We start from the raw sequence: 15,110 nt of genomic DNA, 5'->3' as shown, positions 1-15,110 counted from the left end.
CGGGTAGGCACTTTTGGAACCGAAAGTGCCGTAAGAAAACGTGGTGGCAGCAGGAATTTGCCGTATTTAAATGCGAAGCCACGGCAAATTCCGTTACTGGGCACGTATGCGTGAACAGTAACGGAGAAGAGGTGCAGGTGATGTTCCGTGATGTGAAGAATTATGATATAATGAGCGCAAGTGAGCCAGAAAGCTGCTTGCAGATTTATGGCGAACGGCGAATGGCGATCACGATAGCTGCGTCAGCAGCGGTAAGCATCGAAGATGCGAATCGTGATATAATGGCAGAATTACTTAAAAATTTGACAGGAGAATGTTATGGAACAGAGGATTCAGTTATCGGATCATTTCGGTTTTGGGAGATTGATCCGGTTTACAATTCCATCTATTTTAATGATGATTTTTACCTCCATTTACGGAGTGGTAGATGGATATTTTGTATCGAATTTTGTAGGAAAAACGCCGTTTGCGGCGGTCAATTTCATTATGCCGTTTCTGATGGTCGTAGGTGCCATGGGATTTATGTTCGGCACGGGTGGAAGTGCCCTGATCGCCCGGATTATGGGCGAGGGCAGGCGTGAGAAGGCGCAGGAGATTTTTTCCCTTCTGATCGTTGCGACCTTTGTTTCTGGTCTGGTAATTGCGGTTATCAGTATTCTGTTTTTACCGCAGATCGCTGCCTTTCTTGGCGCGAAGGGAGAGATGCTGGCGGACTGCATCCGGTATGGACGGATCATTCTGGTGGCGCTTCCGTTTTTAATGCTGCAGTATGCGTTTGGCAGCCTTTCTGTGACGGCGGAGAAGCCGAAGCTGGGGCTGATTGTAACGATCATTTCGGGTGTGCTCAATATGACGGGAGATGTTCTGTTCATGGGAGTGTTCCATTGGGGAATTGCCGGAGCGGCGATGGCGACTGCGATGGGACAGATCATAGGCGGAACGATACCGCTGGTTTATTTCCTGCGGAAGAACAGCAGCAGCCTCCGCCTTCGCAGACCAAAGTGGGATGGAGGAGCGCTCAGACGTGCCTGCACCAACGGTGTATCGGAATTGATGAGCAGTATTTCCATGTCCATTGTCGGCATGCTGTATAACGCGCAGCTGATGCGCTACGCGGGAGAAAACGGAGTCGCAGCTTACGGAACCATCATGTATGTGGACTTTATTTTCCTTGCGATTTTCATCGGTTATGCGACCGGCGTAGCTCCGGTTATCAGCTATCACTACGGCGCAGGAAATAAAAAGGAGTTAAATAACCTGCTAAAGCGCAGTGTGGTTCTGATCGCGGCAGCGTCTCTGAGCATGCTGCTGCTGTCCGAGGTGATGGCGGCACCGTTGGCAGCTATTTTCGTAGGATATGATGCCGGGCTTCTGGACATGACGGTACATGCGTATTCCATTTATGCGGTTTCGTTCTTATTCTGCGGTTTCTCCATTTTCAGTTCCGCCTTTTTTACGGCGCTGGGAGATGGACTGACCTCGGCGCTGATAGCTTTTTTGCGTACTCTTGTGTTTGAAAGTGCATCGGTTATCATTCTGCCGCTGCTCCTGGGCCTGAACGGAATCTGGGGCGCAATTATCGTGGCGGAGTGTATGTCCGTGACGGTGTCAGTTATCTTTTTGGCGGCGAAGAGAAGGAGGTATCAATATTTTTAGATGCAGCGGATTTATAACCGGCTGGATGGTATGATTTTTAGCGCCCTTTCTAAAATCGGAAAAGCAAGTGGTGCACTGGAAAAGCCACCGAAGCATAAACTATCAGTAAGTAAGCTTCAGGGTGGCTTTTTCTTTGCATACATTTCCAAAGCCTTTGACACCTGGAGAGGAACGGTCCTGTCTGGAACGCATGAAAGAGGGAGACCATGAGGCACGCAATACTCTGATAGAGCGAAATTTACGGCTGGTGGCGCACGTGACCAGAAAATATCAGGGTACAGATTATGAAATGGAAGATCTCCTGTCGATCGGCACCATCGGGCTCATTAAAGCGGTCAATACGTTTCATCCGGAGCGGGGATCGCGGTTGGCGACGTATGCGGCGAAATGTATCGAGAATGAGATTCTGATGACCTTCCGCGCTGGTAAAAAATATGCAAAGGATATCTCGTTATATGACCCGATCGGGGTAGATAAAGATGGAGAAACCGTCAGCCGGATGGATGTGCTGGAGGCAGAAGGAAAAGAGGTTCTGGAAACCATTATTTTAAAGCAGGAAATTGAACAGCTTTACCGCGCCTATGAGGCGTGTTTAAAAGAAACAGAGAAAATCGTCTTACGCAGCCGGTACGGGCTGTTTGGCGGAAAGGAACAGACGCAGCGGGAGATTGCCGAGGGACTTGGAATCTCGCGTTCTTATGTGAGCCGGATCGAGAAGCGGGCGCTGGAAAAAATGAGGCGGGGATTTGCGGAACACAAATAAAGAACAGAAAAAGCGGCTGGCAGATGTTAGGGTGGACATCTGTCAGCCGCTTTTGTCATGTAATAGGAAATTTCCTGGAATTCCCTATTACACAAAAAGGCACTAACGTGCCAATGATGCGCACTCGCGCGAAGCAGAAACATGTCGCAAGCGACCGCGCTCGGCGCGAGAATGTGCCAAGCACATTCTTTTTCATCTCTTAGTCCTCAGCGTCCCGATATCCGTTCGGGTTCATCGACTGCCATTTCCAGGAGTCAGCGCACATCTCCTCAATGCCGTACTGAGCTTCCCAGCCGAGTTCATTTTTCGCTTTAGTAGCATCGGAGTAGCAGGTTGCGATATCGCCGGCGCGGCGCGGCTTGATTTCATAAGGAATTGTTTTGCCGCAGGCTTTTTCGTAAGCCTTGACAACATCGAGTACGCTGTAGCCTTTGCCGGTGCCGAGGTTGTAGATATATACGTCTGGTTTATCGTTAAATTTCTGGAGTGCTTTTACATGACCGACTGCAAGGTCAACTACGTGGATGTAATCGCGCACACCGGTTCCGTCCGGAGTCGGGTAATCATTGCCGAAGACGCCGAGGCATTTCAGCTTGCCGACAGCAACCTGTGCGATATAAGGAACCAGGTTGTTCGGGATTCCCTTCGGATCCTCGCCGATCAGACCGCTCTTGTGTGCGCCGATTGGGTTGAAGTAGCGGAGCAGAACGACATTCCATTCCGGATCTGCCACGTGCAGGTCAGTTAAAATCTGCTCAAGCATTCCCTTTGTCTGACCGTAAGGGTTTGTGATTTTGCCTTTCGGGCATTCTTCGGTGATCGGGACGAATGCCGGATCTCCGTATACGGTAGCGGAGGAGCTGAAAATGATTTTCTTGACGCCATGATTGCGCATTACGTCGCAGAGAATCAGGGTTCCAGTGATATTGTTGTGGTAATATTCCAGTGGCTTCGCAACGGATTCCCCGACTGCCTTTAAGCCTGCAAAATGAATGACCGAATCGATGGATTCTTTTTCAAAAATCTCATTGACTGCCTCGCGATCCAGCATATCTGCCTTGTAAAAGGTTACATGCTTGCCGGTGATTTTCTCCACGCGGCGCAGCGCTTCCTCACTGGCATTGTAAAGGTTGTCCATGACAACAACCTCGTATCCGGCGTTTAAAAGTTCGATGCAGGTATGACTGCCGATGTAACCGGCGCCTCCAGTAACTAAAATAGCCATTGTAAACTCCTCCTTCATCCTACCTATAAAAATAATTCATTCTATACCTTCAATCTTTCTTTATTATAAACGCGGCTTGCGAGGAAAACAATCAGAAATACTGTCATGTGTTATCGAAATTATATTTTAAGAGGAAATTTAACAATGCTTTGCGTAAATTGGAAAGGCTCGGATACAGTGTGCATGGCAATAGAATGTGTGTTCGAAAAACGGCTTGCATTTAAAAAGAGAGTGTGATATGATAAGTACAGAACTAATGTTCGAGGAACGGAGGAGGCAGAATCTCATGCTGATACAGGAAAATCTTTCAATCGAAGAAAAGTTAAGTATTTTATCGGATGCGGCAAAGTATGATGCCGCCTGCACCTCCAGCGGCGTGGGTAGAAAGGGAAAGGAAGGCTTTCTTGGAAACAGCCGGGTGGACGGCATCTGCCACAGTTTTGCTTCGGATGGGCGCTGTATCTCCCTGCTGAAAATTTTGTTTACGAACCAGTGCATTTATGACTGTCATTACTGTGTCAACCGGCGGAGCAATGACACGGTTCGCACCTCCTTTACGCCGGAGGAGGTTTGCCGTCTGACGATGGAATTTTACCGGCGCAACTATATAGAAGGATTGTTTTTAAGCTCCGGCGTGCTGGACACGCCGGATTACACGATGGAACTGCTGTATCAGACCTTGTACCGGCTTCGCCGCATCCATCGGTTTAACGGCTATATCCATGTGAAAGCAATTCCGGGGGCAGATCCGGAGCTGATTGAGAGAGTAGGCTTTCTGGCGGACCGTATGAGTGTGAATCTGGAGCTTCCGACGGCTGATGGTCTGGCGCGCCTGGCGCCGGGAAAGACGCGGGACAAGATACTGCGCCCGATGCGCCAGATCCAGACCGGGATCGCGAGACAGCTGGATCAGGAAGGACGCCTGGAGAGCAGAGGGGCATGGATTCCGCGGAAAGAGTGCGGAGAAATTCAGATTCCGGGAGATGGGAGAACTGAAATTGGTGGTAAAGCGATAGGAAAAGGGAAAAAAGAATGTCTGGAGGCTGACAAGGGAATTCTGAGCCTGAATAAGAGGGAGTGGGGGCAGGGTGGAGACAGTGTAAAAGGATTTATGAGGTCGAAAGAGCCGGGGGGAACGGATGAAAGGGTTGGAAGGACACATACACCGGAGATCCCCCGTGTCATCCCGGGACGCTCGATCTATGGCAGTTTCGGACTGGGAAATATCTCAAACAGCAAGAATTATTTCGTCCCCGGCGGTCAGAGCACGCAGCTCATTGTCGGGGCGACTCCGGAGAGTGATTATCAGATGGTTGCAGTCGCGGAAGCGCTGTATCGGAATTTTGGATTAAAGAGGGTCTTTTATTCGGCGTTTATCAAGGTGAATGAGGACAGCCTGCTTCCGGATCTTCCGGACGGACCGCCGCTTCTGCGAGAACACCGTCTGTACCAGGCGGACTGGCTGATGCGCTACTATGGCTTCCGGGCGTCGGAACTTCTGAGTGAAAAACACCCTAATTTTAATGTGTTTCTGGATCCGAAGTGCGACTGGGCGCTGCAGAACCTGGGAGAGTTCCCGGTGGAGGTAAACCGGGCACCGTATGAGATGCTTCTGCGGGTTCCGGGCATCGGGGTAAAGTCTGCGATGCGGATTGTCGCTGCGAGAAAGCAGACGGCGCTTCGGTTTGAAGATTTGAAAAAGATGGGAGTTGTGTTGAAGCGGGCGGTATACTTCATTACCTGTTCAGGGCGGATGATGTACCCGGTGCAGATCCATGAGGATGCGATCGCGGCACAGCTAGTCAGTGAAGAAAAGCGGAAGCAGTGGCAGCTGTCACAGAGCGGGCTGTACCGCCAGATGTCGTTGTTTGATGATTTTCATATGGCGCAGGTATGAAACGAACGGAGGAGAGAAAAATGGTTGTATTTGTATGTGAAGACAGTCCGGAAGGCATATTCACAGGAGTATATGATGCCTGGAGCAGCCGCTTGGGGCATGAGAACGTGCGGCTGGAAGTACAGGGCGAATATAATTACAGCCTGTTTTCGGAGTACCGGGAGGTGGCGGTGGATCAGCTCAAGGCGCAGAAAGTCGTGCGCTCGGTGCGTAGATCCCTGTCAGAACTGGCGTACAGCTGGATTTACCGCACGGCACTGAGTGAACGGGATGATCGGGCAGAGGCGGTCTACCGGTTTCTGGTCTGTGGATTTGGCGCAGGGGCAGCAGGGAGACGTATCACGGACAATTTACAGATACCGGCGGTGCAGACAGTCTTTCAGATCAACCGCGCGGTTGCCAATGAAGCGCATTTGCAGATAGAATTTATGCGGTTTGCGGAATATTCCGATCAGGTACTGTTTTCTGAGATTGGTCCGAAAAACCGGGTGACGGCATTGCTGATGCCGTATTTTACGGATCGCCTGCCATCGGAACCATTTATTATCTATGATAAAAATCATCAGGAAGCGGGAGTCTGGACAGGAAAGGGGCGGTGGTATATGATGCGCGGGGCTGAGACAGAACCCCTGCAGGCGCTTTCCGGGAGAACCGATCAGAGCGAATATGCGGCGCTCTGGAGTGCATTTTTTCATCAGATAGGAATTAAGGAGCGGGAAAATCCAGCCTGCCAGCGAACGCGCCTGCCGCTTCGCTACCGGAAATATATGACGGAATTTCAGTCCGGTTCCAGCCGTTCAAATTTGGCTAAATTGTGAACAAATCATAAACACAAAATCGAGAAAATTGTTCATGAAGAAACAAAAAAAGAATAAAAATAAGCTGGAAACCGGGAAAAAGCAGCATTGAAACGAGAAAACTGCCGCATATATATTAAGATTTAAAGACTTGGAAAAATAATGTAAAACCAACAGAAACAAGGATTTTTCTTACGAAAGCTTTCGATTTTTGTAAGAAATATGGGATTTATTTAGTGAATGTTAATTATCTGTTCATATTTTGGACATAATTTGTTTTTATTATAAGTCCTGTACCGATGAGGTACAAGAAAACATAAATCGTATGTTTTAAAGAGGAGAGAATAATTATGAGAAAGAATCTTACAAAAACAGCAGCAATCTTAGTTATGAGTGCAATGGTAGCAGCATCTGCTCTGACCGCTTGCGGCAGCAAAGCAGAGGAGACAACTGCAGCAGCAGAGGAGACTGTAGAGGCAGAAGAGACTGAGGCAGTTGAGGAGACTGAGGCTGAAACAGAAGAGACTGAGGAAGTTTCCGAGGAAGAGACTGAAGAGGCATCTGAGGAAGAGACTGAGGCAGCTGAGGAGACTGAGGCTGAAACAGAAGAGACTGAGGCAGCTGAGGAGACACAGGCTCAGTAATCAATCTTTGATTGCAGAAGTTTGTTTCTATTCGGATATAACCAAAAAGGTTGTTAAGAAAATCGTAAGAGGGCAGTCGGTTGACAATCGACTGCCCTTTTTGTATACTATAACTGTATTAAATGAACTAATACACTTATGATTTTTGATACAGGGCAGAATGGAGGAAAGGAGAATGTGAGCATGATTCTGATTGATTATAAAGATCGACGACCTCTCTATGAGCAGATTGTTGAGAAGTTGTCGGATCTGATGGTCCGGGGGATTTTGGAGCAGGACAGTCAGCTTCCATCCGTGCGGAGTCTGGCAACGGAGCTGTCGATGAATCCGAATACGATCCAGCGGGCGTATGCAGAGCTGGAACGCCAGGGATATATTTATTCGGTTAAGGGCAGGGGCAGTTTTGTGGCGGATAACCGGCAGATCCGGGAGAGAAAGCGGCAGGAGATCTGGGATCAGCTGGAACTTCTGATCCGGGATGCAAAAGGAACCGGCATCACGATGCTGGAGTTCCAGGAGCAGGTCATCCAGAGCTATGGAAGTGAGAAAGGAGGAAACAGAAATGATAAAGGCTGAGAATCTGACGAAACGTTTTTATGATACAGTGGCAGTCGATCATATCCATGCGGAGATTCACAATGGAAGTGTCTTTGGTCTGATTGGAACCAACGGCGCCGGAAAAAGTACTTTTTTGCGGATGGCAGCCGGTATTTTAAAGCCGGACGAAGGAAGCGTTACGGTTGATGATGAGACGGTATTTGAGAATACAAAGGTAAAGGCACGGTGCTTTTATATCCCGGATGAGCCGTATTTCTTAAGCAATGGAACGGCGGAAGATATGAAGGTGTTTTATCAGGGAATTTATCCGAAGTTTGATGCAGCCCGGTTTGATAAACTGCTAAAGAATTTTGAACTGGAAAGCCGGCGGAAGGTGCAGACCTTTTCGAAGGGTATGAAAAAACAGCTCGCTGTGCTGCTGGGCATTTGCGCGGGAACCGATTATCTGTTCTGCGACGAGACGTTTGACGGGCTGGATCCGGTCATGCGGCAGACGGTCAAGAGTCTTTTTGCCAATGATATCGAGGAGCGGAACCTCACGCCGGTCATCGCCTCCCATAATCTGCGGGAGCTGGAAGATATCTGCGACCATGTAGGTCTGCTTCACAAGGGAGGAATGCTTCTCTCAAAGGATCTGGACGATATGAAGTTAAATATTCACAAGATTCAGTGTGTGCTTCCGGCGGGAGTGGGGAGCAGCGATTTGCAGGGAATCGATATTATAAAGACGGAACAGAGGGGAAGTCTCCTGACGCTTACTGTGCGCGGAAAACGGGAAGAGATTCAGACAATTTTACAGGCGTATCATCCGGTGTTTTTTGAAATGATACCGCTTTCCCTGGAAGAGATCTTTATCAGTGAAACGGAGGTGGCTGGTTATGACATCAAAAGGCTTGTTTTTTAAATATATGAGAGAAAATACGAAGCAGCGTCTCTGGAGCGTGGCGCTTACCGCACTTTTGTGCTTCTTTCTGTTTCCGGTTCTGACAGCGCTGGAAACCAGCATAATGCTGCGTCCGGATAACTTGTCTAAAGATCTGAGCGTCGAAGCGGCGTTAGCAGAAGCAAAATTAAAGTTGACCAATGAGATGCTGCATATGTATTCGATCCAGAATGCAATGCTGGTATTTATCCTGATTGTGGCGGCAGTGGTGCTGGCAGCGTCCGGTTTTTCGTATCTCCATTCGAAAAAGAAAACGGATTTTTTTCACAGCCTTCCGATCAGCCGTGAAATGCTTTATACTGTGACCTGCCTGGACGGTATCCTGTATCTGGCAGTCCCGTATTTGGTATTTCTGCTGGCGGCAGGAGTGATGCTGCAGGTAAAGGGCGCACCATTTTCATGGGGAACCCTGCTGATTGGGTATGTACAGCATATGTGCTTTTTTACACTGGTGTACATGACGGTTGTGCTGGCAGTGATTCTGACAGGCAATCTGATCGTGGGTTTACTTGGAACCGGCGTGCTTTTTAGCTGGGGACCGGGTGTGGCTGCAGTGGTATCGACGTATTTTTCCGAATACTTCATGACGTTTTATGACAATGGCAATTTCCTGCTGCGCTGGTGCGAGCGGACCTCACCGGTTTTCTGGTACGGCACGGCAACTGGTTCGGATCATCCCACCCGGATGGCAGTCATTGCATTGGCATTGGCAGCCCTGCTCTTTGGTCTGGGAATGTTCCTGTACCGGAAACGCCCGTCTGAGGCGGCTGGAAGAGCGATGGCATTTAAGGTAAGTGAGCCGGTGATCCGTTTCCTTCTGGTTGTGCCGATCACGCTGTTTTCCGGAATGATTTTCCGGTCAATCCTGAATGATGATATCTGGACCGTGTTTGGCTTGATCTGCGGATTGCTCATCACCAGCTGCCTGATCGAAATTATCTATCATTTCGATTTTAAGAGCTTGTTTGCGCATAAGAGACAGCTTGTCATCAGTGCGGTGGCAGTGGCAGCCATTTTCTTGGGGTTCCGCCTGGATGTGGCAGGATATGACAGCTATCTGCCGGATGCTGACAAGGTTGCATACGCGGGTATTTACTGTGATGCGCTGGACAACAATGCGGTAGGGGCTTACCATGTGACTCCGAGAATGTATAGGGATGGCTACAGTGTTGGAATGGAATGGGCGTCCCAGGGAGATGTAGCAGATAAAATGCAGATCTCGGATGAGGATGGAATCCGTGTCCTGCGGGAAATTGGCGCGCAGGGCATCGAGACAGCTTCCAGACAGCGGAAGCATTTGAACGGCGGACAGGATTGGATGAGTGAGACGGATCTGGATTCACGCTATGATTCGATCGTGCTGTCCTGGCATCTGAACAATGGAAAAACCGTTTACCGTAATTACCGCACGATCAATGTAACGGAGCTGCGGGAACAGCTAGATTCCATTTATGAAAATCAGAGCTATAAACTGGGAATGTACCCGGTGCTGTCCCTACAGGCAGACGATGCCGCAGGCATCAATTACAAAGAGGAAGAGGACTGCAGCCATGTGAAGCTTCCGGATGAGCAGACGAAAGCGGCACTTCTTGCTGCATACCAGAAAGAGCTGATGGCTCTGACGCCGGATATGCGCCGGGAGGAGATGCCGATCGCGGAGATTCAGTTTAAGACAAATGAGATGCAGGCGATGATTGATGTGATTCGTAAAAATGGCGGCTATTATGACACATTTAACCAGTTTGATTATTACCCGATTTATCCGTCCTTCCAGGAGACGATCGCGATTCTGAAACAGTGTGGCACCGAGGTCGGCAGCAAGGTGACGCCGGAAAATACAGAAAAAATCGTGCTTCAGTATCAGGGCGGCAAGATTCCGGAGGATCAGCTGGCACCGGCAGATACAGAGCTTGGAAAACGCCAGCGGGAGTATCTTCAGAATAACAGCAGACGCGAGGTAACGATTACAGATCCGGAACAGATTGCAGAAATTCTTGCAAACTCCGCTTCGGATGATATGGTGCAGATCAATCAAATGGCGGAGGCATATCAGGGGATCAATATTGCAGTATATGTGTCCGGTACAGAGAACACAGGGGCAGTTTCAGAGGATGATTTGAGGGATTCGGTAAATTCAATGGAGGAAAATGAGATAGGTCAGACATATACGGTGGATGCCGGTCAGAATGTCCTGTATGATGGGGAATATGCGGCGGACTATGAAATGGATGAATCGGGTCAGTATGGCATCTACCAGCGCTCGTTCCGCTATGGCAAGGTTCCGGAGTTTGTGAAATCGACCTTTGGCCTGACACCGGAATTGATGCGGCTGAACCGGGTGTTTGCGTATTAAAAAAGCTGCCTGGAGTTGATTCAGGGATGCAAAAGATTGACTTTCTCCCCCGTAGGGGCTAAAATAAAGGGAAACGTAGCGGTTCAGCCGGTTTATGTATTTGATGCAAAAACCGGCTGAATCGTTATGAGAAAATATCAGACGCTTTGGTTTTGCATGAACCTGCCGTTGCATTTAGAATAGCGATGCGCTGTCACATCAGGCAGAACAAAATTTGAGGCGTACATATCCCGCAGAGGAGGAAGAAATATGGCATTTTTCGATGAACTTGGAAAGGTGATCAGCGATAAGAGCAAGGAAGCTGCGAACCGGGTAAAGGACATTACAGGCGTATTACAGCTGAAATCGAAGTTGTCCGCCGAGAAAGATAAGATTAATAAGGCATATATCACACTGGGAAAAGCATACTATGACAGACATGAGGGCGAGCTGGAAGGGAAATTCGCAGATGAGTTCCACACTATCCAGGCTGGGCTTGTGAAGATTGCGTCCCTGGAGGATGAGATTGCCGAGTTAGAGGGCACAAGAGTCTGCGCGGAGTGCGGCGCAAAGGTGGAGAAAAATGCGGCATTCTGCAGCCGGTGCGGTGCGCCGATGGATTCGACGACATCTGCAGATGTGCATGAGCCGGAAGAACCGGAGGAGATGCAGGAGACTATCTTTGAAGAGAAGGATGAAGCTGCAGCAGATAAGGCGGTTGACAACGCAGAAACAGAAGGCGCGGCTGGTCCAGACGCGGATTCCGCGGATGCTTCGGACGCTGTTTCGGAGAACACCACCGATACTGCGGCACAGAATGAAAATAACAGCGGGGAGCAGGCATAATTTATGGATTCACTGGTACAATGGTTTACAGCTAATTTATCTGGAGTCATATCGAAGGAGGCAATTATCTTCATTATCTCGATGATTCCGATTCTGGAACTTCGAGGCGGGCTTCTGGCTGCGTCACCGGCACTCTTAAACGTGCCGATCCTGCGGGCGATCCCGATCTGTATCGTGGGAAATATCCTGCCGATCCCGTTTATCCTGCTTCTGATCCGCCATGTGCTGGAGTGGATGAAGAAGGTTCCGTGTTTCCGTGGTATTGCGCTGTGGCTGGAACGCAAAGCGATGAGCAAAAAAGGGCAGATCGAGAAATATGAGTTCTGGGGGCTGATGCTCTTTGTCGGCATCCCGCTTCCGGGAACCGGCGCTTGGACAGGCGCGCTGGTGGCATCCCTGCTCCACATGAAATTTGGCAAGGCATTTGGCGCGATTTTAGTCGGTATCGCGCTGGCGACGGTGATTATGTCGATTCTGTCCTACGGCGTGCTGGGCGTGCTGTTTGGATGATGCACAGATAAAAATGGAATAATGTCTATGCCCGCCAAAGGGCGGCATGGATGCGAATGTATAAAAGACTCTGTAAGGGGAAATTCTCCGGACAGGGTCTTTTTGCGCGTGACTGTGAAGATACTGAACCATTACAGATTATAAATGAAATTGGGGTTGACATATACCCTGTGGGGGTATATTATAAGGACAGTTAAGAGATAGGAGGAGACCATGAAGCAATATACAGTAACCGGCATGAGCTGCGCGGCATGCAGCAGCCGGGTTGAAAAAGCAGTATCGAAAGTGCCGGGTGTCACGGCGTGCTCGGTCAGCCTGCTGACAAATTCGATGGGCGTCGAGGGCGATGTGCCCCCGGAGACCGTGATTCATGCGGTGGAAGATGCCGGATATGGCGCATCCCTGAAAGGACAGGGCACTGCAGCGCAGGCGCAGAGCGCGTCGGAGGCAGAGGACGCCTTAAAAGATCGGGAGACGCCGGTCTTAAAACACCGTCTGATCGCATCGCTGGGATTCTTAGCAGTCCTTATGTATATGTCGATGGGACATATGATGTGGGGCTGGCCGCTGCCGCACTTTATGGATGGCAACCATGTGGCGATGGGACTTTTGCAGCTCCTTTTGGCCGGAATTATCATGGTGATTAACCAGAAATTCTTTATCAGCGGTTTCAAGGGACTTTTACACCGCGCCCCGAACATGGACACGCTGGTAGCACTTGGTTCTGGCGCGTCGTTTATTTACAGCACATATGCGTTGTTTGCGATGACGGACGCACAGTTAAAGGGCAACGGCACGGCAGTCATGTCCTACATGCATGAATTTTACTTTGAGTCGGCGGCAATGATTCTGGCGCTGATCACAGTCGGAAAAATGCTGGAGGCGCGTTCCAAGGGAAAAACGACGGATGCCTTAAAGGGACTGATGAAACTGGCACCGAAGACAGCTGTTATCATCCGGGATGGAGTGGAAACAAAGGTTCCGATTGAAGAGGTAAAGAAGGGTGATGTATTTGTTGTACGTCCAGGTGAAAATATCCCGGTGGACGGCGTGGTCCTGGAAGGAGCAAGCGCGGTCAACGAGGCAGCACTGACCGGCGAGAGTATTCCGGTGGATAAGGCACAGGGTGACCCGGTTTCGGCGGCAACGGTCAACCAGTCTGGTTATCTGCGCTGTGAGGCGACCAGAGTCGGTGAAGATACCTCCCTGTCGCAGATCATCCGCATGGTCAGCGACGCGGCGGCGACGAAAGCGCCGATCGCCAAGATTGCAGACCGGGTTTCCGGCGTGTTTGTCCCGGCGGTTATCACGATCGCAGTGGTGACAACGATTGTCTGGCTGCTGGCAGGACAGACGTTTGGATTCGCATTGGCGCGAGGTATTTCCGTACTGGTTATCAGCTGCCCGTGTGCACTGGGACTGGCTACACCAGTTGCGATTATGGTCGGCAACGGCATGGGCGCGAAAAATGGAATCTTGTTCAAGACAGCTGTTTCACTGGAAGAAACCGGAAAAATGGACATTGTAGCGCTTGATAAGACGGGTACGATCACCAGCGGCGAGCCGCGTGTGACCGACGTCATCCCGTCTGGAGGTGTGACTGAGAAGGAGCTGGTAAGCCTGGCGCTTTCCCTGGAAAAGAAGAGTGAGCACCCATTGGCGAAAGCGGTTCTTCTCTATGCAAAAGAACAGCAGGTGGATGCGCCGGAGGTGGCTGATTTCCAGGCGCTGCCGGGTAATGGACTTTCCGGTACGTTAGACGGCGCTTCATTGGCAGGCGGAAGCTTTTCCTATATCAGCGGACATACGACGGTGTCCGCACAGGAACAGGCATCCTTTGAGCGCCTGGCATCGGAAGGCAAGACGCCGCTGTGCTTTATGAAAAATGGTCGTCTGGCTGGTATGATTGCCGTGGCAGATGTCATCAAGGAAGACAGCCCGCAGGCGGTCAAGGAACTGCAGAACATGGGAATCCGTGTGGTCATGCTGACCGGAGATAATGAGCGGACCGCCCGGGCGATTGGGGCACAGGCTGGTGTGGATGAAGTCATTGCCGGAGTACTTCCGGATGGGAAAGAGAGTGTCATCCGCAGCCTGAAAGAACAGGGCAAGGTGGCAATGGTCGGTGATGGTATCAATGATGCCCCGGCGCTCACGCGTGCCGATATAGGTATCGCGATCGGAGCCGGTACAGATATCGCGATTGATGCCGCGGATGTGGTGCTGATGAAGAGCCGTTTGAGTGATGTTCCGGCGGCAATCCGTCTAAGCCGTGCGACGCTTCGAAATATTCACGAAAACCTGTTCTGGGCATTCTTTTACAATGTTGTGGGTATTCCACTTGCAGCCGGTTTGTGGTATCCTATCTTTGGATGGAAATTAAATCCGATGTTCGGCGCTGCAGCGATGAGCTTATCCAGCTTCTGCGTAGTGACGAACGCGCTGCGGCTGAATCTGTTTAAGATGCACGATGCATCGAAGGATCATCCGATGCGGAAGAGGGCTGAGAAGACTGCTAATAAAGGTGGAGAAAAGGCAGAAAACGCAGGTGCAGTTAGGATGGGGGCAGAAGACACCCGGTCAATTGGGCAAACAGCAAATGAAAATGAAACTGTTTCAAAAAAAATGCAAAAAAGTGAGAATCAAAAAAATCATATAAATATGGAGGGAATAACGATGACAAAGACAATGAATATCGAAGGAATGATGTGTGGACACTGTGAGGCACGCGTAAAGAAGGCGTTGGAGGCACTGGCAGGCGTGGAGAGCGCAGAGGTCAGCCATGAGAAAGGAACCGCGGTCGTAAGCATGAGTGCGGATGTGGCGGACGATACGTTGAAAGAGGCGGTTGAGGCACAGGATTATAAGGTGGACTCGATTCAGTAGGATGAAAAAAGCTGCGAAATGGTGGAATTAATATGCCATTTCGCAGCATTTTG

Annotated in this window: 12 protein-coding genes; 11 read left to right on the top strand and 1 reads right to left on the bottom strand. The window is 49.9% G+C overall.

Translation table 11 applies throughout. The annotated features are described in order from the left end of the window. Positions 1-318 precede the first annotated feature (318 nt). The gene (locus DXC57_RS02965; protein WP_118651082.1) at positions 319-1,656 is read left to right on the top strand and encodes an MATE family efflux transporter; all 1,338 of its coding nucleotides are present in this window, start codon (positions 319-321) and stop codon (positions 1,654-1,656) included. Positions 1,657-1,789: 133 nt separating this feature from the next. Continuing rightward, on the top strand, positions 1,790-2,419 hold the full coding sequence (gene sigK, locus DXC57_RS02960) for an RNA polymerase sporulation sigma factor SigK (protein ID WP_118651080.1): 630 nt from the start codon (positions 1,790-1,792) through the stop codon (positions 2,417-2,419). A gap of 199 nt (positions 2,420-2,618) precedes the next feature. Here the strand turns inward: sigK and galE are convergent, their stop codons facing one another. Further along, a complete protein-coding gene (gene galE, locus DXC57_RS02955; RefSeq protein WP_117795725.1) occupies positions 2,619-3,644 on the bottom strand; it encodes a UDP-glucose 4-epimerase GalE in 1,026 nt (341 codons plus the stop codon). A gap of 286 nt (positions 3,645-3,930) precedes the next feature. Between galE and DXC57_RS02950 the strand changes: the two genes are divergently transcribed. The 9 genes from DXC57_RS02950 to DXC57_RS02910 all read left to right on the top strand — a co-directional run bounded on the left by DXC57_RS02950 (position 3,931) and on the right by DXC57_RS02910 (position 15,057). Beyond that, positions 3,931-5,541 (top strand): putative DNA modification/repair radical SAM protein, encoded by a 1,611-nt coding sequence (locus tag DXC57_RS02950; RefSeq protein ID WP_118651078.1) that lies wholly within the window; start codon positions 3,931-3,933, stop codon positions 5,539-5,541. Positions 5,542-5,561: 20 nt separating this feature from the next. After that, a complete protein-coding gene (locus DXC57_RS02945; protein ID WP_118651076.1) occupies positions 5,562-6,359 on the top strand; it encodes a TIGR03915 family putative DNA repair protein in 798 nt (265 codons plus the stop codon). A gap of 329 nt (positions 6,360-6,688) precedes the next feature. Further along, positions 6,689-6,982, top strand: a complete 294-nt coding sequence (locus tag DXC57_RS02940; protein ID WP_118651074.1) for a hypothetical protein — start codon at positions 6,689-6,691, stop codon at positions 6,980-6,982. Positions 6,983-7,165: 183 nt separating this feature from the next. Next, entirely contained in the window at positions 7,166-7,558 is a 393-nt protein-coding gene (locus DXC57_RS02935) for a GntR family transcriptional regulator (protein WP_022358566.1), read from the top strand. Then, entirely contained in the window at positions 7,545-8,444 is a 900-nt protein-coding gene (locus tag DXC57_RS02930) for an ABC transporter ATP-binding protein (protein WP_022358565.1), read from the top strand. The genes DXC57_RS02935 and DXC57_RS02930 overlap by 14 nt, the downstream gene beginning before the upstream one ends. Next, entirely contained in the window at positions 8,419-10,836 is a 2,418-nt protein-coding gene (locus tag DXC57_RS02925; RefSeq protein ID WP_118651072.1) for a DUF6449 domain-containing protein, read from the top strand. The genes DXC57_RS02930 and DXC57_RS02925 overlap by 26 nt, the downstream gene beginning before the upstream one ends. A 249-nt stretch (positions 10,837-11,085) precedes the next feature. Further along, positions 11,086-11,661: a zinc ribbon domain-containing protein gene (locus DXC57_RS02920; protein WP_118628581.1), complete on the top strand. Its 576-nt coding sequence runs from the start codon at positions 11,086-11,088 to the stop codon at positions 11,659-11,661. A gap of 3 nt (positions 11,662-11,664) precedes the next feature. Next, positions 11,665-12,171, top strand: a complete 507-nt coding sequence (locus tag DXC57_RS02915) for a small multi-drug export protein (RefSeq protein WP_022358562.1) — start codon at positions 11,665-11,667, stop codon at positions 12,169-12,171. Between the two features lie 213 nt (positions 12,172-12,384). Further along, positions 12,385-15,057 carry a heavy metal translocating P-type ATPase gene (locus tag DXC57_RS02910; RefSeq protein ID WP_118651070.1) on the top strand — a complete coding sequence of 891 codons (2,673 nt, stop codon included), beginning with the start codon at positions 12,385-12,387 and terminating at the stop codon, positions 15,055-15,057. Positions 15,058-15,110: the final 53 nt, after the last annotated feature.

Origin of the sequence: Clostridium sp. TF06-15AC (genome assembly GCF_003481165.1) — a bacterium.
In the GTDB taxonomy this organism is placed as follows: domain Bacteria; phylum Bacillota; class Clostridia; order Lachnospirales; family Lachnospiraceae; genus Otoolea; species Otoolea fessa.
Note: the sequence above shows the minus strand (reverse complement) of the source record. Positions and strands in the feature narration are given on the sequence as shown.

Excerpts from the sequence above, each read along its gene's own strand:
- DXC57_RS02965 (WP_118651082.1), top strand. The coding sequence starts at position 319 with ATGGAACAGAGGATTCAGTTATCGGATCATTTCGGTTTTGGGAGATTG.
- galE (WP_117795725.1), bottom strand. The coding sequence starts at position 3,644 with ATGGCTATTTTAGTTACTGGAGGCGCCGGTTACATCGGCAGTCATACC.
- DXC57_RS02950 (WP_118651078.1), top strand. The coding sequence starts at position 3,931 with ATGCTGATACAGGAAAATCTTTCAATCGAAGAAAAGTTAAGTATTTTA.
- DXC57_RS02945 (WP_118651076.1), top strand. The coding sequence starts at position 5,562 with ATGGTTGTATTTGTATGTGAAGACAGTCCGGAAGGCATATTCACAGGA.
- DXC57_RS02940 (WP_118651074.1), top strand. The coding sequence starts at position 6,689 with ATGAGAAAGAATCTTACAAAAACAGCAGCAATCTTAGTTATGAGTGCA.
- DXC57_RS02935 (WP_022358566.1), top strand. The coding sequence starts at position 7,166 with ATGATTCTGATTGATTATAAAGATCGACGACCTCTCTATGAGCAGATT.
- DXC57_RS02930 (WP_022358565.1), top strand. The coding sequence starts at position 7,545 with ATGATAAAGGCTGAGAATCTGACGAAACGTTTTTATGATACAGTGGCA.
- DXC57_RS02925 (WP_118651072.1), top strand. The coding sequence starts at position 8,419 with ATGACATCAAAAGGCTTGTTTTTTAAATATATGAGAGAAAATACGAAG.
- DXC57_RS02920 (WP_118628581.1), top strand. The coding sequence starts at position 11,086 with ATGGCATTTTTCGATGAACTTGGAAAGGTGATCAGCGATAAGAGCAAG.
- DXC57_RS02915 (WP_022358562.1), top strand. The coding sequence starts at position 11,665 with ATGGATTCACTGGTACAATGGTTTACAGCTAATTTATCTGGAGTCATA.
- DXC57_RS02910 (WP_118651070.1), top strand. The coding sequence starts at position 12,385 with ATGAAGCAATATACAGTAACCGGCATGAGCTGCGCGGCATGCAGCAGC.